This is a genomic window from Mucilaginibacter gossypii (assembly GCF_900100945.1).
GTDB lineage: Bacteria > Bacteroidota > Bacteroidia > Sphingobacteriales > Sphingobacteriaceae > Mucilaginibacter > Mucilaginibacter gossypii.
Window position 1 is genome coordinate 12,389 of the sequence record NZ_FNCG01000013.1, and the last position, 21,243, is coordinate 33,631.

Annotated in this window: 21 protein-coding genes; 8 read left to right on the plus strand and 13 right to left on the minus strand. The window is 43.3% G+C overall.

Annotated elements, in window-relative coordinates:
- Nucleotides 1-4: 4 nt before the first annotated feature.
- Nucleotides 5-1,351: a sensor histidine kinase gene (locus BLS28_RS20960; protein ID WP_091172029.1), complete on the minus strand. Its 1,347-nt coding sequence runs from the start codon at nt 1,349-1,351 to the stop codon at nt 5-7.
- A gap of 329 nt (nt 1,352-1,680) precedes the next feature.
- Between BLS28_RS20960 and BLS28_RS20965 the strand changes: the two genes are divergently transcribed.
- Together BLS28_RS20965 and BLS28_RS20975 are read left to right on the plus strand one after the other, a co-directional pair.
- On the plus strand, nt 1,681-2,139 hold the full coding sequence (locus tag BLS28_RS20965) for a cellulase family glycosylhydrolase (RefSeq protein WP_091172031.1): 459 nt from the start codon (nt 1,681-1,683) through the stop codon (nt 2,137-2,139).
- Nucleotides 2,140-2,591: 452 nt separating this feature from the next.
- The gene (locus tag BLS28_RS20975) at nt 2,592-3,572 is read left to right on the plus strand and encodes an acyl-ACP desaturase (RefSeq protein ID WP_091172035.1); all 981 of its coding nucleotides are present in this window, start codon (nt 2,592-2,594) and stop codon (nt 3,570-3,572) included.
- A gap of 130 nt (nt 3,573-3,702) precedes the next feature.
- Here BLS28_RS20975 and BLS28_RS20980 read toward each other — a convergent pair whose 3' ends face one another.
- Nucleotides 3,703-5,313 (minus strand): mechanosensitive ion channel family protein, encoded by a 1,611-nt coding sequence (locus BLS28_RS20980; protein ID WP_091172037.1) that lies wholly within the window; start codon nt 5,311-5,313, stop codon nt 3,703-3,705.
- Between the two features lie 398 nt (nt 5,314-5,711).
- A complete protein-coding gene (locus tag BLS28_RS20985; RefSeq protein WP_091172039.1) occupies nt 5,712-6,038 on the minus strand; it encodes a hypothetical protein in 327 nt (108 codons plus the stop codon).
- A gap of 500 nt (nt 6,039-6,538) precedes the next feature.
- Here BLS28_RS20985 and BLS28_RS20995 point away from each other — a divergent pair, with 500 nt between their 5' ends.
- The 3 genes from BLS28_RS20995 (at nt 6,539) to BLS28_RS21005 (ending at nt 8,614) form a co-directional block, all read left to right on the plus strand.
- Nucleotides 6,539-6,835 carry a GIY-YIG nuclease family protein gene (locus BLS28_RS20995; RefSeq protein WP_175490110.1) on the plus strand — a complete coding sequence of 99 codons (297 nt, stop codon included), beginning with the start codon at nt 6,539-6,541 and terminating at the stop codon, nt 6,833-6,835.
- Nucleotides 6,836-6,922: 87 nt separating this feature from the next.
- Nucleotides 6,923-7,942: an aldo/keto reductase gene (locus BLS28_RS21000; protein WP_091172044.1), complete on the plus strand. Its 1,020-nt coding sequence runs from the start codon at nt 6,923-6,925 to the stop codon at nt 7,940-7,942.
- 72 nt (nt 7,943-8,014) lie between these two features.
- Nucleotides 8,015-8,614 carry a hypothetical protein gene (locus BLS28_RS21005; protein WP_091172046.1) on the plus strand — a complete coding sequence of 200 codons (600 nt, stop codon included), beginning with the start codon at nt 8,015-8,017 and terminating at the stop codon, nt 8,612-8,614.
- 62 nt (nt 8,615-8,676) lie between these two features.
- Here the strand turns inward: BLS28_RS21005 and BLS28_RS21010 are convergent, their stop codons facing one another.
- From BLS28_RS21010 to BLS28_RS21025, 4 genes are all read right to left on the minus strand, one after another.
- Nucleotides 8,677-9,438 (minus strand): DUF4846 domain-containing protein, encoded by a 762-nt coding sequence (locus tag BLS28_RS21010; RefSeq protein WP_091172048.1) that lies wholly within the window; start codon nt 9,436-9,438, stop codon nt 8,677-8,679.
- Nucleotides 9,435-10,160 carry a M23 family metallopeptidase gene (locus BLS28_RS21015; RefSeq protein ID WP_176844530.1) on the minus strand — a complete coding sequence of 242 codons (726 nt, stop codon included), beginning with the start codon at nt 10,158-10,160 and terminating at the stop codon, nt 9,435-9,437. Before BLS28_RS21015 ends, BLS28_RS21010 begins: the two co-directional genes overlap by 4 nt.
- A 46-nt stretch (nt 10,161-10,206) precedes the next feature.
- Nucleotides 10,207-10,773, minus strand: coding sequence for a pentapeptide repeat-containing protein (locus BLS28_RS21020; RefSeq protein WP_091172052.1), 567 nt, complete (start codon nt 10,771-10,773; stop codon nt 10,207-10,209).
- 256 nt (nt 10,774-11,029) lie between these two features.
- Nucleotides 11,030-11,497, minus strand: coding sequence for a hypothetical protein (locus BLS28_RS21025; protein WP_091172054.1), 468 nt, complete (start codon nt 11,495-11,497; stop codon nt 11,030-11,032).
- A gap of 131 nt (nt 11,498-11,628) precedes the next feature.
- Here BLS28_RS21025 and pruA point away from each other — a divergent pair, with 131 nt between their 5' ends.
- Nucleotides 11,629-13,266, plus strand: a complete 1,638-nt coding sequence (gene pruA / locus BLS28_RS21030) for an L-glutamate gamma-semialdehyde dehydrogenase (RefSeq protein WP_091172057.1) — start codon at nt 11,629-11,631, stop codon at nt 13,264-13,266.
- A 220-nt stretch (nt 13,267-13,486) separates the two neighbouring features.
- Here the strand turns inward: pruA and can (BLS28_RS21035) are convergent, their stop codons facing one another.
- The 5 genes from can (BLS28_RS21035) to BLS28_RS21055 all read right to left on the minus strand — a co-directional run bounded on the left by can (BLS28_RS21035) (nt 13,487) and on the right by BLS28_RS21055 (nt 18,083).
- Entirely contained in the window at nt 13,487-14,143 is a 657-nt protein-coding gene (can, locus tag BLS28_RS21035; protein ID WP_091172058.1) for a carbonate dehydratase, read from the minus strand.
- Between the two features lie 20 nt (nt 14,144-14,163).
- Nucleotides 14,164-14,916 (minus strand): YoaK family protein, encoded by a 753-nt coding sequence (locus tag BLS28_RS21040; RefSeq protein WP_091172060.1) that lies wholly within the window; start codon nt 14,914-14,916, stop codon nt 14,164-14,166.
- Between the two features lie 416 nt (nt 14,917-15,332).
- Nucleotides 15,333-16,049, minus strand: coding sequence for a carbonate dehydratase (can, locus tag BLS28_RS21045; protein ID WP_091172062.1), 717 nt, complete (start codon nt 16,047-16,049; stop codon nt 15,333-15,335).
- Nucleotides 16,050-16,063: 14 nt separating this feature from the next.
- Entirely contained in the window at nt 16,064-17,668 is a 1,605-nt protein-coding gene (locus BLS28_RS21050; protein WP_256337500.1) for a SulP family inorganic anion transporter, read from the minus strand.
- Between the two features lie 82 nt (nt 17,669-17,750).
- Nucleotides 17,751-18,083: a hypothetical protein gene (locus tag BLS28_RS21055; RefSeq protein ID WP_091172064.1), complete on the minus strand. Its 333-nt coding sequence runs from the start codon at nt 18,081-18,083 to the stop codon at nt 17,751-17,753.
- Nucleotides 18,084-18,189: 106 nt separating this feature from the next.
- On the opposite strand from BLS28_RS21055, the gene BLS28_RS21060 reads away from it, so the two are divergent.
- Entirely contained in the window at nt 18,190-19,731 is a 1,542-nt protein-coding gene (locus BLS28_RS21060) for an acyl-CoA carboxylase subunit beta (RefSeq protein WP_217633227.1), read from the plus strand.
- A 194-nt stretch (nt 19,732-19,925) separates the two neighbouring features.
- The gene (locus BLS28_RS21065) at nt 19,926-20,360 is read left to right on the plus strand and encodes a GNAT family N-acetyltransferase (RefSeq protein WP_091172066.1); all 435 of its coding nucleotides are present in this window, start codon (nt 19,926-19,928) and stop codon (nt 20,358-20,360) included.
- On the opposite strand, the gene BLS28_RS21070 is transcribed toward BLS28_RS21065, so the two are convergent.
- A complete protein-coding gene (locus BLS28_RS21070; protein ID WP_143020835.1) occupies nt 20,335-21,240 on the minus strand; it encodes a DUF6340 family protein in 906 nt (301 codons plus the stop codon). The genes BLS28_RS21065 and BLS28_RS21070 overlap by 26 nt on opposite strands.
- Nucleotides 21,241-21,243 lie beyond the last annotated feature (3 nt).

Here is a 21,243-nt window from a genome sequence, read left to right on the forward strand (position 1 = left end):
AATATTAATTTATTACGTAAAATTCTACTCTGAAATAATTACCGTTGTCATCACTGCGGTAGCTGAGCTCGCCGCCCATTTCCTGGGTCATCAGCTTGGCAATTGATAAGCCCAAACCCAGGCGGCTTTCGGTAACGCCCGATGTATCGTTAAGGGTTTTAAGCTTGTTGAACATCATGTCCAGCTCCTGCTGGCCTATGGCTATACCTTCGTCAATAATCTCGAAAACAAAACGCTGGCGCTGCAGGCTGGTTACTACCTTAATGCTGTTATTGGTTTGCGAAAATTTGATGGCGTTTGATAGCAGGTTTTGAAACACCTGGCCGGCAAATACTTTGTCGAGCCGCACGTTGAGGGGCAGCTTCAGGATATTATCAACCAGGTGGATGTTTTTCATGAGGGCCGTTTCATACAGGCCTTTAAAAATATGCATTACTTCAACGTTGATATCAAAGATCTCCATGTTGAATTTCATATCCGGCGATTCGATCTCCTTAACATCCATGAGCTTGTTAAGCATATACTGCATCTTATCAGCCGATTCGGCGATGTAGCCTACAAATTCTTTCTGGTCGGTGCTCAGCCTGAAATCCTCCTCCCTGATCATGTTGTTGCTCATTATAATAGAGCCGATGAGGTTTTTAAGGTCGTGCCCGGCAATATTGATAAAGCTGTTCTTCTGGCTGTCGAGCTTGCGGAGCTGCTCATACTGATGGTCGATGAGGTTGTTTTTTTCGTTGATATCCTTGTTTTGCTGTTTAAGCTGTTCGTTTGATTTTTCGATCATGATCTGCGCGCGTACTTCACGCTGGATTACCTTATAGCGCGCCCCGGGTATTAAGCAGGAGATGCCCGAGATGATAAAAAAGATCTGCCCGCCGTTACTTAAAACCAGGTCGAGGTTGTATTCGCTTAACAGGTTAAAGAAAATAGCCAGTAACAATAGCGCCATTAAGGTTTGGATGATGGAGTTTAAGGGCTCCCAAAAAACCTGCAGGTTAAAAAACAGCAGGGTGGTAGCAAACAGCATAAAATAAATGGTCAGGAACTGAATGTTTACCAGGTTACATAATATAGCTGCCGTTACCGAAAGCATAAAGAAACTGATGTGCAATAATATGCGGTAACTAAATTGTTTATGCTGAAAATAGCTGAACAGGCCGTATATAATAAGGATAGTTATAATGCGGATAATAAAAAACTGCAGCCAGTAGTTTGTAGCGTAAATAAAATCAACAATACTAAAAAGAGGGTACAGGAATATAATTGTCCAGATTATATTATTGGTTTGGTACCATGCTTTTTTGGAGGTCTCTCTAATTAATTCTTCGTTGGTAATTTGAACAAACATTATTTGTTATCTTGAATTGTAATTAAAAATTAAGGCCGCTGTTTAAATTAAATCCGTTTAATATTGATAGACGAAAAATATTCGTTATACGATAATTTAAACAGGTTTGTTGTTACTGTTGCCTACAGTAATAATCGCCGTTGCAAAAAGCCGTCCAATTCCCCGGCAAGTTCGGGAAGTTGCTTTTAAACCATGCTAAAGTTTAAGCAAGGACATCAGTATTTTATGGCTTGCACAAATCCGGAACGAAAGCTCAGCGGCCCAAACGCCATTAAAAAAAAACGATTTTATGCTGTTCAAAAAACTGGGCTTCAAAAGCATAAGGCTACCTGTGGCTTTTACTTCCTTTTGGCCCGGCGACAACTGCGCAGCTATTTACCTATATAGATAAAGTTGTTGAGCAATGCAATACTTACGGATTTAGGTTAGTTATAGATTATCATTACGGCCGCTTAAATGATAATAATTACCTTACAGAAACACCCCTGGTAATTGATTTGTGGTTAAAATTAACTAAAAGGTATAAAAAAGCAGATTATAATAACTTGTTTATTGAGGATTATAATGAACTGCCCCATATTAACCCCAAACTGTGGAAAGTTGCCGCGTATAATATTGTTACGCTTATCCGTAGGTTTGATAAACAAAGAACCCTGATTGTAAGTGCATCAAACTATAACAGCATCTATGAGCTAAGCAGGTTGGCAAGGCTGGCCGATGACCATATCATCTGCACTTTTCACTTTTACGAGCCTTTCTTTTTATTCACCAGAGCACAAGCCGGGTAAGCGACCAGGTTGCAACTACCGGGGTATCATTTCCATACAATGCGGAAAATTTTCCTGCACTTAATCAAAAAGCAAAAAACACCCCCGGCGAAAGCAATTACCAGACGTATCCGCGAGATGGTAACAAACAATCCATAAATGATAAGCGGCAAATTGTAAAAAAAACGGCCCCTGAAATATGATGTGCCCATTATTGTGGTGCGTAAAGCGTCTATAACAAATATGCCGATGCACATAGCCGCTGCCCTCATATTAAGTCTGTACGCAGGGCTTTAAATGAGCTTGATATTCCTGGCATGCTTTGGGGTTATAACAGTAGTTTTTCAATGTTTAACGGCAGGCCGGTTACTATAAAATTATCCTTGTGTATGAAGGACACAATTAGCGCCGTACAGTGAAATTTTAAACATTAATGTTACAATTTTATTACCTTTGCTCACTAATATACAATTATGAGATTTTTTGAAGAAAAGCGCAGAGAAGTAATGGTGCATATCGAAAAGTTCATGTTAGAAAAGATACATGAATACCTGAAACCGATTGATACCATCTGGCAGCCGTCTGATTTTTTGCCCGATTCTTCAAGGGACTCGTTCTTTACTGAAATTAAGGAATTGCAGGAAAGCGCCGCAGGTCTTTCATATGATCTGATCGCCGTTTTAATTGGCGATACCATTACCGAAGAAGCGTTGCCTACTTACGAATCATGGCTTACCATGGTTGAAGGGGTATCTGACAATGAAGAAGGCGGCTGGATGAAATGGACCCGCCACTGGACCGGTGAAGAAAACCGCCATGGCGACCTGCTTAACAAATACTTGTACCTGTCTGGTCGTGTGGATATGCGCATGATGGAGATTTCCACCCAATACCTCATCTCTGATGGTTTTGACATCGGTACCGGTCATGATCCTTACCGTAACTTTATCTATACCTCTTTCCAGGAGTTGGCAACCAATGTTTCGCACCGCCGTGTAGCATCACAGGCTAAAAAATATGGCGATCCGCTGCTTTCAAAAATGTGCGGTGTTATCGCATCTGATGAAGCCCGCCATGCCAAAGCTTACAAATACTTTATCGAAAAAATATTTGAGGTAGATCCAAGCGAGGCTATGGTAGCTTTTGAGGATATGATGCGTAAAAAGATTGTAATGCCTGCCCACTTTCTGCGTGAGGTTGGTTTAAAGGTTGGTCAAACCTTTGGCCACTTTACCGATGCCGCACAGCGTTTGGGTATTTATACCGCTATCGACTATGTGGATATCCTGAAAGAGCTTTTGACCGACTGGCATATCGAAAGTATCACAGGTTTGGACGAAGCCGGCGAAAAAGCCCGGGATTACGTTGTAAACCTTCCCGCCCGCTTACTGCGTGTAGCCGAGCGCATGAAAAACCCAATGCTCGAGTATAAGTTTACCTGGATTAACGGGTAGTTTTTTAAGCTTAAAGCTAAAGGCCGAAGGCTTAAAGCTTTCCTTGCAACCGGGTTTTAGGTTAATGCTTCTTTTTCAGAGCTTTTTGCTTTAAGCTTCTTTCCTATAGCTTTCTGCTTATTAATGGCTTTTAGCTATCCCGTTCTATTTTATACCCCGGCTTTTTATACCCATCGGCAACATAGTTTTCGGGGATCTGGATGTGGCTTCCATCGCGCACAGCCGTAAAATGCGGTGACATGATCTCCATGCCGGCTTCATTAAATTTATCCTGTATGTTTTGATACAATACCGAATAGATCATGGCCATTTTGCCGGGCTGATCTGTATAGGCGTTTATCTGGTAACTCACATTAAAATCATTCAAAGCGGTTTGCAGTACAAACGGTTTTGGATTGGCAAGGATCCCCTCTGTTGCTTCGGCCGCACTTATGAGCAGATTGTGGATGGTTTCCCAGGGGGCATCGTAGCCTATAGTAACACTGGTATTCAGTATCAAACCCAAAGTTTTTGACGATGAAGTATAATTAACCGTAGCACCGCTTAAAATGGTGGCGTTGGGCACGGTTACATCTTCGTTTTTAATGGTGCGCACACGGGTAACCAGCAGGTTTTTCTCAATTACATCGCCCATAATTTCGCCAACTTTTATGCGGTCGCCAATTTTAAAGGGGCGCATATAGGTAAGCACAATACCCGATACCATATTGGCAATAGCCGACGAGGAACCTAACGAAAACAGTACGCCTATAAACACCGTAACTCCCTGGAAAACTTTAGACTGCGACCCCGGCAAATATGGAAATATCACCACAAACATAAACGCATACATGAGTACCCGGATGATATTGTAAGTTGGGATAGCCCATTCAGGGTAAAAGCCTTTTAAAGCGATGGCCCCGTTTGCTATTTCGGTAGCTATAAATTTTACCAGTTTTACAATATACCGGGTAACCAGGTAAATAACCGTTATGGTAAGCAGGTTGGGTATAAAGTGAACAATGGCCAGCATTATACTTTTCAAGGGGTTAACCACAAAGCCGATTAACTGTGTGGCAATAGGCTGCGACGAAGGGAAGATATAAAACAATACGGGTAAAGCCAGGTAAACCAGCAGCAGGATAATGAGCAGCCGGCCAATATTTACAAGTCCGCTGATAAAAGGAAGCAGGCGTGAGGCGTAAGCCACGGGCGCCCCTTTGGCTGCCAGCTTTTCAACACGGCGTTCCCAACCCAGTATAATCTTTAATTTTATCCACCTGAAGCCCTTGTTAACACTCCAGATCAGTAAAATCAGTAAAATAACAACCGCCACGGCTTCGAGCACGTTGGTGATTAATTGTTTGGGGCTGTTGCTTTCAAAAACATTGCCCAGTTTGTTTTTTAGTATAGACAGATAGCTTGCTGCCAGCTGCGGCCGGTTCAGTTCGGAGTAAGAGGCATCGGTATTATTAACCCCCATGATCATCTGGCCGTTGTAAGTTATTACCGATATGGACGTATCGTTTTTAAGCGTTAACGAATCCGGGTTAAAATCTATCCGGCTCATCAGGGCCTTAATGCGTTGGGTAACAATCCCGGCGCGCTCTTTAGGATCAAACAATCCCTGCGGGGCATAAAATTTAAACAGGGTATCCCGGTTAATGATCACAGGTTCGCCGTTTTTTTCAGGGAGTTTTTGTGCCCGTGTGGTAAATGCAGCAAACAGAAAAAGGATGAGCAGGCTATAAATTTTAGGCATAGGGATGTTTTTCTGTTAAAGCTAAAAATTATTTAGCGGAAATAAGAAGCTGTTTAAAGTGGTTGAATATCATTTACCGGTAGATAAAACTTCATTACCGTTGGTTTTAACCAACGGAATAATGAATAGCGATAAAAGGGCTTCAGCCTAAATCCGCTTGCCTAATTGGGGCTAAAGCCAGGACTTTTAGCTTTTTTGCCGTTGGTTTTAACCAACGGCAATGAATATTTTGCATTTTTAAACTGCGTAATGCTTAGGACTATCATCCTATTTAACAAATGGAACAGACACCATGTTTTCGCGAACGAAGTAACCGCACATGAATAGCGCATTGTATAACAAGAGATACTTCGTCGTCTCTCTTTTTAACGTATTATTCTTTGGTAAATCAAAACTTTTTACCCCTCCTGTACCAGATCCGTCCCCAAATTACCGGCAATTTTGCTGAACAGATCGTTCAGGATCGATTCGACGGTGAGCGAATTTACGTCATCAACATAATGCTCATTCCGGGTAATCCAAAGTTCGTTACCGTTAATCGCGATGCTGAACAGTGCGCTTTCATAAACAGCAGGCAACGATATTTCAACCGCCCCGCCTTTGCGCTCAACGGTGAAATTTAATTCGCTTTTTCGTTGCTCATGAAACAGCGGGTTAAGTTTTTCGTGCAGTAACTGGTATAACTGGTTAATGTCGGTATTGGTATGAAGGGTGATGATTTTCATAATTTGGTATATTAGCGATGTATTAAATAGTACAAAGTTGAAGGAGGGATTGTTTGGAACCGACTTTCCTCTAATTATAAAAAAACAATATGTCATTGCGAGCGGAGCGCGGCAATCTCGTAGCTATGCTCAGCGGCTTTGCAAATCATCGAGGCATAACGACGAGATTGCCACGTCGCCCGGACGCTCTTTTGCCCGTGCTGCTCCTCGCAATGACATAACTTTTAATGGTAGGATTATATATGTGCCAATCCAATATGTCATGGGTAGCGAAGCGCGGCAATCTCGTAGCTATGCTCGACGTCTTTGCATATCGTAGAGGCATAACGACGAGATTGCCACGTCGCCCGGACGCTCTTTTGCCCGTGCTGCTCCTCAATGACATAACTTTTAATGGTTGGATTATGCATGTGCCAATCTACCTCCCCGCAATGAGATGGATGTTTAAAAATGATGTAGTTTAATATTAATTCTTTTAGATTAGCGCCAAACCTTATCTAATGAAAATACACCAATACTTCGTTTATATTTTAACAAACAAAGCTAACACAGTGTTGTACGTAGGAGTATCGAGTGATTTACATAACAGGATATTAGAGCATAAGAAAAAGATCTATAAAGGTTATACGGCAAAATATGCGTGCGATAAATTGGTATACTTTGAACAATTTCAATGGATAGACGATGCCATAGCCAGAGAAAAACAATTGAAAGCAGGATCAAGACAAAAGAAAATTGATTTGATAGTGGCAACTAATCCATCGTGGGGAGATTTAAGTGTAGACTGGTATGATTGATCTGCATAGCCACAATGCATTGGCTGCAAGATTGCCGCGCTTCGCCAATAACATATTTTAAAAACGTTACACAAAACATCACCATATATGAACTATAAATTATTAGGCCGCTCGGGCCTTAAAGTTTCTGAATTATGCCTGGGCACTATGGGCTTCGGTACCGAAGGCGGCTGGGGCGCCGAAAAAGATACCAGCTTTGCCATTATGGATGCCTATGCCAACGCAGGCGGCAATTTTATTGATACCGCCAATGTTTATAAACTGGGTACCAGCGAGAAGATTATTGGCGAATACCTGGGTAATCATGACCGCGATTATTTTGTGCTGGCTACCAAATACACGCTAAAGGATAATACTACCAATCCTAATGCATCGGGCAATAACCGCAAAAACATGATGCGTAGCGTGGAAGAAAGCCTTAAACGCCTCAAAACTGATTTTATTGATGTGCTGTACCTGCACATCTGGGATAATATTACCCCTATTGATGAGGTGCTGCGCGGGTTGGACGATCTGATAAAACAGGGCAAAGTAAACTACGCGGCTATCAGTGATACGCCCGCGTGGGTGGTATCAAAAGGGAATACCCTTGCCGAGCTGATGGGTTGGAGCCAGTTCATTGCCTTACAGGTTGAGTACAGCCTGCTGGCCCGGACTGCCGAGCGGGAGCTGATACCGATGGCAAAACACTATGGCATGACGGTTACCCCATGGGCCCCGCTGGCAGGTGGTGCATTAACCGGCAAATACCTGCGCGGCGAACAGGGACGTGTAAAACCGGAAAGTAACCGCCGTAACGACAGGGCTAAAACTATTACTGAAGTGGTTGTTGGCATCGCCGCTGAATTAGGGGTATCCGAAAGTCATGTTGCCCTGCAATGGATGATGGACAGGGATTTTAGCTGTATCCCCATTGTGGGCGCTACCAAAATTGACCAGTTAAATGATAACCTCAAAGCCATCGACACCAAATTAACCCCCGAACATTTCAAAAAGCTGAATGAAGTAAGCGCTATTGAATTAGGTTTCCCCGGCGATTTTTTCAATGAGGATGCTGTAAAAATGAACAGCTTCGGCGGGTTTTATGATAGGGTTGAAAAAAGGTAGCGCTCATTTCATTTATATATTTTTTGATGTAAATTTAGGCGGGAACAATAAGAAAGAGCCCGCCTAAACTTTATGAAAAAATTCCTCATTCTGCTATTTATCTTATCGGTAGCTTTTACAAGATCACATGCCCAGGAGTTGGTTCCCGATGCTCAATTCTCAACACTCATAGGCTTTTTAAATGAGGAGAACTGGCCTGAGGCCGCCAAACTATCCGAAGCTATTTTAAAGAAAATTCCCGGAAACAAGCAAGACGATGATGCACCGGCTGTTATCAGGTACATGCATATTATATCCGAGGCCGGTTTAATGTACATGGGTAAATTAACCAAAACTGAGGCATTGAAAAATGTTTCGGGTTATATCGGTCATACTATTTTTTCCCCATCCCGATATACTTCGCTGAAATATGGGCTTAACCGCATTGTAAGTTCTGATAATAAAACGGATACACTCGCCTCATCCTGCACCAACAGGAAGGGAACAGATTTATATACTTCTGAAAGTATAGTGCCCGCCCATCCCATTACTATAGACGAGTTTAAAAGTTATGATGGTAAATTATTCAGGATAGGCGGGGTGTTAAAATCAATATCGGTGGCCGGGAATATGATGCCGCATTTTAATATAGTAATAGATAAGGCCATATTAGAACCCGGTGATAAGCAGTAAAAATAGGTAAGTGCTCCCGGTTCCTTTTTGGGCACATCAACATGTATCCCGGACAGGGTACTTTAATCAAACCGCTTCAGATAATTTTTACTGATCAGCTCGCCATACATGATCCCGCTGTGCTGGTCCATAGCAAACCACGGTGAATCATATTTTAATACCTGGATATTTTGGGCCGGCATAAAACTCTGCGCCAGTAAAAATTGCTTTTGATGAGCGGCATTTTCTACTACCTCAAGCACAATAAAACAATGCCCGGGCGAGCCCCCTCGGATGAACACATCACCTGGTTTTACATCCTTGGGGTTAGTTACAGTTTTTAATTCTTTTTGCAGGGACAGGGTGCCCGCATAACTGAATACCAAATTCATGTAATTTAAAAATGCCGGGTACGAATAATCGGGTTTGGCTTTTAATACCCAATGGTCGTTTTTGTAGCGATAGCCTTTAGCATAATGTTCATAATCGCATTTAAAACCGCTGGTAAAGTTGAAAGAAATTTCGTTGAATTTTTTTTGCTGATAAAGGTATTCGCCGCGTAAGCGCATCACCGCGTCGGCACATTGCTGCAGGTCCTGGTTGCCTATGCTCATGTCAATAACCGCAGCAGTGTAAACATCGGTACGGGCAATATCGCCTCTATAAGTTTTGGTTGGTGTGCCCGCCGGCTTTAAAGGTAAAGCCTGCAGCCATGCCCCGAAACTGCCGGGTGACGCTGCTATACGCTGATAGCCTGCCGGTACCGCGAATCTTTTAATCACGTTATCCGGAGGAGCAATGTTAATATTCAAAAATAAAAGCAGGCAGGTGATCAGGATTTTCATAACGTTTTGGCTTTTTTTAGCTGTTCATAAGGGTTATAAGGAACGGGGATACCATCTACCAGTTTAAATGCCGAAAAATGCAGGTGAGTAGGGGAGCGTTTTTTATAAGCGTTGTACCCTGTTCTGCCAACCTCGGCTATTTTTTGTCCCTGCGTAACATAGCCGCCCGGTTTTACAAAAATCTGGTTATTGTGCGCATAGTACGTGAAAATATGGGTTGCCGGATGATAGATCCAGATAAATTTGCCTCCCCGCATATTGCTGTTGGGCTCCCATTGATTGGTACAGGCTATTACCCAGCCGTCATCAACTGCAATAACATCAACCGCTTTTTGAGTATGGTCGTCAATGCAATCCTGATTGCGGTCGTTGATAAAAATATCGTGTGCAGGATGGGCGCCATGCTTGTTGCCGTCAAGGTAACGGTATCCTTTATCAAAATAACCATTACCATGAGTACCGCCAATGGCGCTGCTTTTATAGCCCTTTAAGGGGAATACCCATTGCGTTTTTGGAATGATCCGCTCAGCACGGATCATTTCCAGAATGTTAATTCGTTTTAACAGGGTTTCAAATTGCTTTTGAGCTTCCGGTTTTTTGACACCACCATTTAAAACCAGGTTGTTAAAATCATTGAATTTGGTAAACGCAGAAGTATCACGCTGAGCTAAAGCCCCGGTGCTTATCAACAGAAAAGAAAAAAACAGGACAAGTTTTTGCATAAGGTTTATAATCAATAACATTAACTAATAAGCGGGTGAAATATTGTTATCCTATCCGGATATCATATTTGTTAAGCAATCCCGGTAAACCATGAAGCGAGAACTTTGCTTTTTTGATGATGTTATCATCCGGATCGATGATGAAGTTATAGGATGTGCTCAGGTCGGCGTTTTTAAGGATGGTACGACTGAAGAAAGCGTTTTTAAGATTACAGTTAATGAATTTACAATCGCTCAGGTCGGCCTCGGTCAAGTCGGTTTCCATCATGGAACAATCGGTGTAGGTTGCTTTCTTGTTCTTCTTTTTATAAAACACGGCATTGTCTAAAATACAATCCTCAAAATGTACCTCGAACAAAAAGTCGTTAGCCTTGCCAAAGTTTACGCCGCTTATTTTGCAGTGCTTAAAACGAATGTTCTGCAAGCCGGTATTGCCTAATTCGGCAAGGAGCAGGTTGCAGGTATCAAACTGGCAGTCGACGAAAGTAATGCCCGTGAGATGGGCATGGGCGAGGTCACAGTTGATGAATTTACAGTTTTCGTAAGTGGCGCCGTTGAGCTGGCCGGCGGTTATTTTGGTAAAAGTTTGATCTTCGTAGAGGAGGGATTGCATGGGGGCAAATGTAAAAGGTTAAAGGGAATGGGATGGTTTCCGGTCTCTTTAAATTAAATAAATATGATCAACCATCATGCTTACCGGATTTGCATGGCGTACAAGATTTCTGTTTCAACCTCACGCGCAATCTTACTTCGCTCAATCGATAAATCAGTATTTTGTTAATTACAACCGTTTACAACAAACGAAGGGCATGTTATATTTCCATTCGGCGGTGATACAATCTATGCCAGTGTTTTAACAACGAATGATTTCATTTGATCGCTTTGATAGACTTTTTTTGTACAGTTTCATTTTTAAGTGAAGTACTCTGATGTGAGCTTAATAGATTGTTAACGAATGTATAAATACCTAACAGAGCACCTAAACAAGCCAATGCAAAGGTGATCCAATATGTCTTATAAATTCTCTTTGCATTTTTAAGATCTATAATTACCTTATCATTTGATAATTTTTCTTTCAAATCATTTGCTGCTTTATGTCCAACATAACCTCCGGAGATGCTGAATACTCGCCCTTCAGTAGTAGGAATGCTATTAAATGGATCGTTCTTGGTTTTCTGTTCGCGCTTTATATAGCCATCTTTTGATAGCTTTTCTAATAATTCGACTGCTTCGTTGTAGTTGTTATTGAGATATTCCGAAAGTCCTATTTCATCCCTTTCATTAATTATAAAGTTCAATATTGCATCAAGCTTTTCTAAAATAGTATAGTCCTTCATAACATAAAAATATACAATTAAGTTGTGCTAATGTATTTTAACTAAATATCAGCTTCCCGTAATTTCCTAAATAGCCTACCCAACCTTCCCCTGCAAAATCCCTATCTTTGCGGCAACATAAATTATCATCTATGCTTAAAGGATTTTTTAATGTTCCGGCACCGATAAATGAGCCCGTTTTAAATTACGGTCCGCGGAGTTTGGAGCGTGTGGCGCTTAAGGCAGCTTTAGAAGCCGGTCGTGCCCAACAATTAGATATACCTATGTACATTGGCGGCAAGGAAGTACGTACCAACACCAAGTTGGAAATTCGTCCGCCGCATGATCATAAACATTTGCTGGCTACCTTCAGCGAAGGTGATGCAAGTCACGTCACAGCCGCTATTGATGTAGCCCTTGCAGCCAAAGCCGACTGGGAAAGCCTGGCCTGGGAACAGCGTGCTGCTATATTCCTGAAAGCCGCCGAACTGATAGCCGGTCCATACCGTGCCGAAATCAATGCAGCCACTATGCTTGGTCAGTCAAAGAACGCTTACCAGGCCGAGATTGATTCGGCTTGCGAGCTGATCGACTTCCTGCGTTTCAATGTGGAGTACATGACCGAGATTTACAAACAACAGCCGCCGGTATCGGGCAAAGGTGTTTGGAACCGTGTAGAACAACGCCCGCTTGAAGGGTTTGTGTTCGCGCTTACGCCATTCAACTTTACGGCTATTGCCGGGAACCTGCCTGCATCTGCAGCCATGATGGGCAATGTAGTGGTTTGGAAACCTGCTTATACGCAAATCTACGCTGCTAACGTGATCATGAAGATTTTTAAAGAAGCCGGCGTACCCGATGGCGTTATCAACCTGATTTATGTTGATGGCCCTGTTGCAGGCGAGGTGATCTTTAACCACCCTGATTTTGCTGGCATACACTTTACAGGTTCAACCAAAGTGTTCCAGAACATCTGGCAAACAATTGGTACCAATATCCACAAATACAAAACATATCCACGTATTGTAGGCGAGACCGGTGGTAAAGATTTTGTACTTGCCCATCCGAGTGCCAACGCCGATGTGGTAAGCACTGCCCTTGTTCGCGGCGCTTTTGAATACCAGGGACAAAAATGTTCGGCTGCTTCAAGGGCTTATATCCCGGCTTCATTGTGGCCTGCGGTAAAAGCAAACATGCAGCGTGACATTACTTCGTTTAAAATTGGCCCGGTAGAAGATTTTGAAAACTTCATCAATGCCGTGATCACCGAAGTATCGTTTGATAAACTGGCCAAATACATCGACGCTGCTAAAGCCGACGAAGGTGTTGAAATTGTTGCCGGTGGCAGCTATGACAAAAGCAAAGGATGGTTCATAGAGCCAACTGTATTAAAAGTCGAAGATCCGTACTACGTAACCATGTGCGAGGAACTTTTCGGCCCGGTACTAACAGTATATGTTTACGAAGATGATAAATTTGATGAAATCCTTGAAGTTGTAGATAAAACATCTATCTACGCGCTTACAGGCTCAATCATCTCGCAGGACAGGTATGCTATTGAAAAAGCTACCACCCGTTTACGCAACGCGGCAGGTAACTTCTACATTAATGATAAACCTACAGGAGCGGTAGTTGGTCAGCAGCCATTTGGCGGCGCAAGGGGATCAGGCACTAACGATAAAGCCGGATCAATGATTAACTTGCTTCGCTGGGTATCGCCACGCACCATCAAAGAAACCTTTGATCCACCAAAGGATTACAGGTACCCGTTTTTGGCTAAGGAGGTGTAGCCCCCCGGCCCCCTAAAGGGGGAGCAATAGACAACGATATAAAAAAGCGATGAGTTTATTAATTCATCGCTTTTTTTGTGCAAAAAACTCAAAAACAACTTGTCATTTCCTTTGGTTTAAAGGAAATGACATTTTTTTAAATAGAAAAGCGATGAGTCGACAGACTCATCGCTTTTCTATTTATCCTCTATTCCTCCCCCTTTAGGGGGCCGGGGGGCGACTATTTAAATTTAAACACAGCATCCATTTTCTCATTGCTGGATGTGCTTACTTTCATATCGTTGATAAGGCCGGTGCTGAGGCTGTAAACCCAGCCGTGTACCGAAAGTTCCTGCCCATTTTTCCAGGCATTTTGCACGATAGATGTTTTGCAAAGGTTGTTCACATTTTCTATCACGTTCAGTTCAACCAGGCGGTTACTGCGCTCGGTTTCGTTTTCAATGGCGTCAAGCTCATCGGCATGTAAGCGGTAAACATCTTTGATGTGGCGCAGCCAGTTATCAATCAGGCCAAACTGGGTATTGCCCATGGCCGCATTAACACCACCGCAGCCGTAGTGACCGGTAACAATTACATGCTTCACTTTTAATACGTTCACCGCGTAATCAAGCACACTCAGCATATTCATGTCCGAGTGGATAACCATGTTGGCAATGTTACGGTGTACAAAGATCTCGCCCGGGGCGGTATTGGTGATTTGGTTGGCAGGCACGCGACTGTCGGCGCAGCCTATCCAAAGTATAGGGGGCTTTTGCCCGTTAGCCAGTTTATCAAAATATAGAGGATCTTCGGCTAAAGCACCTTCAATAAATTTTTTGTTTCCTTCCAGTAAGCCTTCATAGGTGATATGACTGGTATCATGAATTTGAGCACACATATATTTAAAAAATTGATGTTTTAAGATGCGGTTTGACGTTTTCTGCCTGATGCAAACATACGGCTAAGTTTATGCAAAGCAAGTGGCGAAACATCATAATACATAATGGTAAGCAAAATAACAGGGATAAAATAAAATATGGCAAACTCATACAGGTTAAAGAAGTATCCGCCTGCCAGTGCGCCGAACAGGTAAAAGCCAAGCACCGTAAACCTGATCAGTATTTTATTACCGGCGGCTTCCGTATTTTTGGTACGCGGATGGAACCATTCGGCCACCTCACTGCCCAGGTCGGTAAATAAACCGGTTAAATGACTCGATTTGATCAGGCCACCCGAGATATTGGAAACCAGGCTATTCTGCAATCCCATCGAAAACAAAATAGCGCTGATCACAATTTCGCGCTCCATCTGTGTTTCCCGGTAAAAATTATGCCCGTAAATGGCTACTCCCAGTAAAATAACAGCTTCAATTACCATTGGGGTGGAGTTTGCCCGCCACCTGCTTTTATCATCAAATGAGCGTACAATAAAACTGGATACAAAAGCCCCGGCAAAGAACATCAGCAGCCAAACTAAAAATATGATCATCTGGCGGTAGTTTTGTTCAATAATGTGTTTGGCGAGGTTAGCCACATGCCCGGTAATATTTGAGGTAAAAGCCAAAAAAGCCAGCATGCCCGCCACATTGGTAACGCCTGCTACAAATGCCGTTGATGAAGCCAGCATCAGGTTTTCTTTAAGGGTACGTTGTTCTTTTACAGCTTTAAGCATAGATATTTCACGGCAGGGGTTTCTGTTAAAATTACAAAAAACTTAACCGCGTTTATATAAGCTTGTTTGATGCAAGGGATAATATTTTAAACGAATTGGGAATAAATATAAAAATTGTCATTTCGACGATCAGTATGCGGTGAAAAGCGAGGGGAGTGAGGAGAAATCTTATACGTGAACTATGCGCATCCACTTTACAGGGCGTAGAAGATTTCTCTTTCGCACCTGCGCTCTATCCCCACGCTGCTCTATCGAAATGACATTTTTTATTAAAGATTTTTAAGCCCTCCCTTCCGGGGAGGGTTTGGGTGGGGTGCTAAAAAAAATCCCGGCCACTTCCTAAGAGCCGGGATCAACTTAACAATCAAACCTCCCTACGCCCCTTACGGCGTCGGAAGCACTGATCAAATTATATTTTAGTGTGCTGCTACAGCTTCAACGTCAAGCTCGTATACGTAGCCTAAATTATGAGGGCTGCTGCTGCTAACTTTCAGATCTTTAACCAGGCCGCTGCCCAGGTCAATTACCCAACCGTGTACTTCAAGGTCATGACGTTCTTTCCACGCGTTTTGGATAATGGTGGTTTTACACAGGTTATATACCTGCTCGGTAACGTTAAGCTCAACCAGGCGGTTAACTTTGGCGGTCTCGTCGGTTATACGGTCAAGTTCATGGCTATGCAAACGGTACACATCCTTAATATGGCGCAGCCAGTTATCAATTAAGCCAAATTGTTTGCTGCTCATAGCAGCGGCAACACCGCCGCAACCATAGTGCCCGGCAACAATAACATGTTTTACTTTTAGTACGTTAACGGCATAGTCAAGCACACTCAGCATGTTCATGTCCGAGTGTACGCATACGTTGGCAATATTGCGGTGCACAAACACTTCGCCGGGTTTGGTACCGGTTACTTCATTAGCCGGAACACGACTATCTGAGCAGCCTATCCACAGCACTTCAGGACTCTGACCTTTGGCCAGGTTCTTAAAATACTCACCATCCTCGGCAAGTTTACGCTCAACCCAGGCGGCGTTGTTTTTAATTAAAGCACTGTAACTGCTTGACTGGGCCAGTTTAATATTGTTTGTATCTATTACGGCTTTACCGTTTGTTTTTTCTTGTGTTGACATTGTTTTTCGATTTTTTAGTTAGGGTTATAAACCAGTTCTTTTAAAGGAGGTACATCGTACTTGTCCTTTACTTCGTTCAGTTGCACAATAATGCCCTTGGTATAGGCATTGTGCTTGTAATTGTGGATGATCTCCAGCACATCCGGATCGATGTACCTTGAGTTCGCTCCGTCGATCACCACTTCGGCGCCTTGTGGCAAGCTGGTAAGCGTTACCTGTATGGCAGCCTTGTTCAGGAAGGATACTTCCTCGGCCAGCTTAATCTTAATAACTTTTTTGCTGCCATTTTTTTCAATGTGATAGAAATAAGGGTTACGCAGGTTGGTACGCAGAATATAAAAGATCCCCACCAGCATGCCTATGCCCACACCAATAAGCAAATCGGTCATAACAACGGCCACAATGGTAACTACGAAAGGGATAAACTGGCTCAAGCCCTGGTGCCACATGTGCTTGAAAAGGCTTATACGAGCCAGTTTATACCCAGTCATAAGCAGGATCGCTGCCAAACACGACAGCGGGATATGGTTAATTAAAGACGGTATCGCCAGTAAAGCAACCAATAACAATATACCATGCAGTATGGCGCTCACTTTAGTGCGGGCACCGGCATTTACGTTTGCCGACGAACGAACAATTACTGCCGTCATGGGTAAGCCGCCAAGCATACCGCTAACGATATTGGCCGTTCCCTGTGCAAGCAGTTCGCGGTTGGTGGGCGAGATACGTTTGATAGGATCTATTTTATCTACAGCCTCCAGGCTCAGCAGTGTTTCCAAACTGGCAACCACCGCAATGGTGAAAGCCGTTATCCAAACCTGCTTGTTGCCTATCTGGCTAAAATCAGCCGATTTAAACAGCGCAAAAAATTCGGCACTGCTGTTCACCAGCGGTATGCGTACAAACTGCTTATCAAGCAAGGCAAGGCCTGTTCCGGAAAACGCGAGGCTTAGCCCGATACCGGCCAGTACCACCAATAAAGGAGCCGGAACTATAGCCAGCTTTTTAAACCTGGGCCAGTAAATCATAAATGCCAGGGACACCACGCTGATGATCACTGCGCCATAGTTTATCCTGGCGAAAGCCCGTGTTATACCCGAAAAAGTATTGTGTTCATCAATTTGGCGAAAGCCCTCATCGCCTTCAAAATCGGCATCATAGCCAACCGCGTGCGGAAACTGCTTCATGATCAAAATAATACCTATCGCTGCCAGCATCCCCTCAATAACCGATGACGGGAAGTAATTGGCAATGGTGCCGGCTTTAACAATTCCAAGTATGATCTGGAAAACACCCGCCAGTACCAGGGCCATTAAAAAGGTTTCGTAAGCGCCAAGCGTAGTAATGGCATTAAGTACAATTACTGTTAAACCAGCCGCAGGACCGGCCACACTCAGTTGCGAGCCGCTAAGCGTACCTACTACTATACCGCCAATAATGCCTGTTAATACGCCTGCGAAGAGCGGCGCTCCCGATGCCAGCGCTATACCTAAACACAGCGGCAAAGCCACCAGGAATACAACGACACTTGAAGGAATATCCCTTTTTAAATTTTTGGGCAGAAAATATTTTTTTAGGTTGAGATTGCCCATAGCAGCCTCACCTTGCTTGATTTGCATAAGAATGAAAATTGAGTAAGATTGTTAAAATGAATTAAAAAGCATTGCTATCCGGATAGGGAAGTATCCGGTTAAATTCACCTTATGCGTTTGGAGGGGGTGTAGGAACTACAGGGTGATAAACCTGTTTATATAATGCGTTTTCCTGGTTGTGGAGAACTTTGGTTTCGGCAATAAATGTGATGAAGTTTATGGTATGAAGGTCATACTCATCGAAGATTTTTTTCTCTTTCACAAGGTCTTTTTCGGGGCTGTCTTTTTCAGTTTTGCTTTCCTGCTCCAACTGAAGGATCACCGCACTTACCGTTTTATTATCAAGATATAAAAAAACAGGTGCAAGCGAAATGCCCATCTTTATTACAAAGACGGTCATGAACAGCGCCACTACCCATATTTTATTATTCCTGATCTTCATCAACACAAATATATAAAAATCCGTTATTAAACCACCAGAATAAGTAAGCAAAAGCTATTCTTACAATATAATTACTATTTTTAGACAATTACTAACAACCTGAATTGTGGATAAAAAGCTTGATCTGTTAAGGCTAAAACGTCATGAAGCCATGCAGGGCGGAGGCCCGGTACGTATTGAAAGTCAGCATAAAAAAGGAAAATTAACGGCACGTGAACGTTTACATTTTTTATTGGATGAAGGCTCGTTCCAGGAGATAGGGATGCTGGTTACCCACCGCTCCATTGATTTTGGCATGGAGAAAGAAAAATATCCCGGCGACGGTGTTGTTACAGGTTATGGCACCATAAACGGACGGCTCACCTACGTATTTTCCCAGGATTTTACAGTGTTTGGCGGCTCGCTTTCCGAAACCCATGCCGAAAAGATCTGCAAGATCATGGATCTCGCCCTAAAGAATGGCGCTCCCCTTATCGGTCTTAATGACTCGGGCGGTGCGCGCATCCAGGAAGGTGTGGTATCCCTTGGCGGTTATGCCGATATTTTTTACCGCAATACCATGGCATCGGGCGTTATCCCGCAAATCTCGGCTATTATGGGGCCATGCGCAGGTGGTGCTGTTTACTCGCCTGCTATTACCGATTTTATTTTGATGGTTGAGCATACCTCATACATGTTTGTTACCGGGCCTAATGTAGTAAAAACGGTTACGCATGAAGTGGTAACCTCCGAAGAACTGGGCGGTGCCAATACCCACGCCAGCAAATCGGGCGTTACTCATTTTGCCTGTGCCAATGAAATAGCCGCCATTCAGCATATCAAAAGCCTGCTGAGCTATATGCCTCAAAATTGTGAGGATAAAGCTCCCGCCGCTCCCTACGAAAACGGCGACGAGCTTAGGCCCGAGTTAAACACCATCCTGCCATCAATAGCCTCACAACCCTATGATATCCGCGAGGTTATTGATCATATCATCGATAAAGCTTCGTTTTTGGAAGTGCATAAAGATTTTGCTGAAAACATTGTGGTGGGCTTCGCGCGCCTGGCAGGCCGCAGTATTGGCATAGTGGCTAATCAGCCCGCTTTTTTGGCCGGGGTATTGGATATCCATTCATCAACCAAGGCTGCACGTTTTGTGCGCTTTTGCGATTCCTTCAACATTCCGCTGCTGGTGTTTGAAGATGTTCCCGGCTTTTTGCCCGGTACCGACCAGGAATGGAATGCTATTATCACCAATGGCGCTAAACTGTTATATGCTTTTTGTGAAGCCACCGTTCCGCGTGTTACTGTAATTACGCGCAAGGCTTATGGAGGCGCTTATGATGTAATGAACTCCAAACATATTGGTGCCGATATGAACTTTGCCTGGCCATCGGCCGAGATTGCGGTAATGGGAGCCAAAGGTGCCGCCGAAATCATTTTTAAACGCGAGATCACGAAGGCCGAAGACCATGAAGCCAAATGGCTGGAGATGGAACAATTATATTCAGATACCTTTGCCAATCCCTACCGTGCTGCCGAACGCGGATTTATCGACGAAGTTATTGAACCTGCCGAAACGCGCATTAAATTGATCCAGGCTTTTAAAATGCTGGAAAATAAAGTAGTGAACAACCCAAGGAAGAAACACGGGAATATTCCACTGTAGATTTGGGAATTCGGATGTTCGATTTCGGATTTATTTCTTTTTTATTGTAGATGCCGTAATTGCCTTTCTGGCTGTTTGCTGGCGCAAGTATGTGCGGCCGCCAGCGCCGTGATTATTTGTGCCTTCGGCAATAGAAAATCAGATTTGTTTACCTTTGCGTTTCTAATTCCGAAATCGAACATCCGAAATCCGCAATGAAAAATATCTCTATCGAACAAATCCGTCCCGAGCTTACCTGGCGGTTAAGGCAACGTATATTATACCCCGAAAGCAAGCTGTACGAAATGGAGATGGAGGAGGATAACCACGGGTATCACTTTGCTGCATTTAAAGATAATCATATCATAGCGGTAGTATCACTCTTTAATAAAGGGAACGATTGGCAGTTTCGCAAATTTGCTGTTGATGAAACCATGCAAAACATGGGAATAGGCCGTGCGGTATTGCAGCATATTACCGATTTTGTCCTTGTAAGCGGGGGGACCCGCCTGTGGTGTAACGCAAGGTTATCGGCCATTCCATTTTACCTCAAAGCTGGTTTTATTCACACAGGTAATTTCTTTTCAAAAAATGGTTTCGATTATGAGATTCTCGAAAAAGAACTTACTCCTTCTCTAAATCAGGAATAATTGCAGTCGCCTTAACGTTTTGTTGTTTTTCGTTCGATAATTTTGCTGCCTTTAAAGCTTCTTCAATGTCGCCCTGTGCTTCATATAACACCGCCAAATTGTAAGCCGCATGGCTGGCCAGTTTAAGATCGGGCCCATCAATAATTGGATTCAGTATTTTAAAGGCCTCATTATATCGCTTTGCTATCATGTGGTTAATAGCAACCTTCAAGCTGTCGTTATCAGCATATAATTGCCGCTGGTTAGTTAATGTAGATGGCAGATAATCCTTTATCGCATCAATAGCCGCATTACCTGCCGACTGGCTTATGGCCGCACCATTGCCTTTTACCGTAGGATGTACCAGCAAGGCAGCAATTATACCGTAATAACGGCTCTCCGAATGAAAATCCTTCGCTTTCCCTCTAAGAATTTTAAAATACTTGCCGTTGCTTTCGTATAAAGTAAACCTTGTATTAACCACCGTGGTATATACTTCCATGGTATCAACAAGCTCTACGGGGATATCGGCACTAAGCGAGTCAAGCGTTAAAACATAGTTGGCATTGCATTTTTCGGCAAGTGTTTTTATTGGCGTGGTATCTGCAATCAAATTAACAGAGTCGGCAAGTACTGTTGTTTGGATGCGGGGCAGCATATCAAGCTGTTTGGCTGCCATTGCAATAGCGCTGTAAGCGCCGCCCTTAAGTACAGCTCGTTTGCGTTTATTTTTATTAGCTACCGAGTCAACAGTAAACCTGTTTACTACTACAACTTTGGTTTCGTTATGCCCCAATTCCAGTTTAGGGGCGTAATTAACCGGTACTGTAATTTCATAATTTACACTGCAGGCTGCCAAACCCATGGCAACGAGCACACAAATGGCAAATAAGTTTTTCAAGGT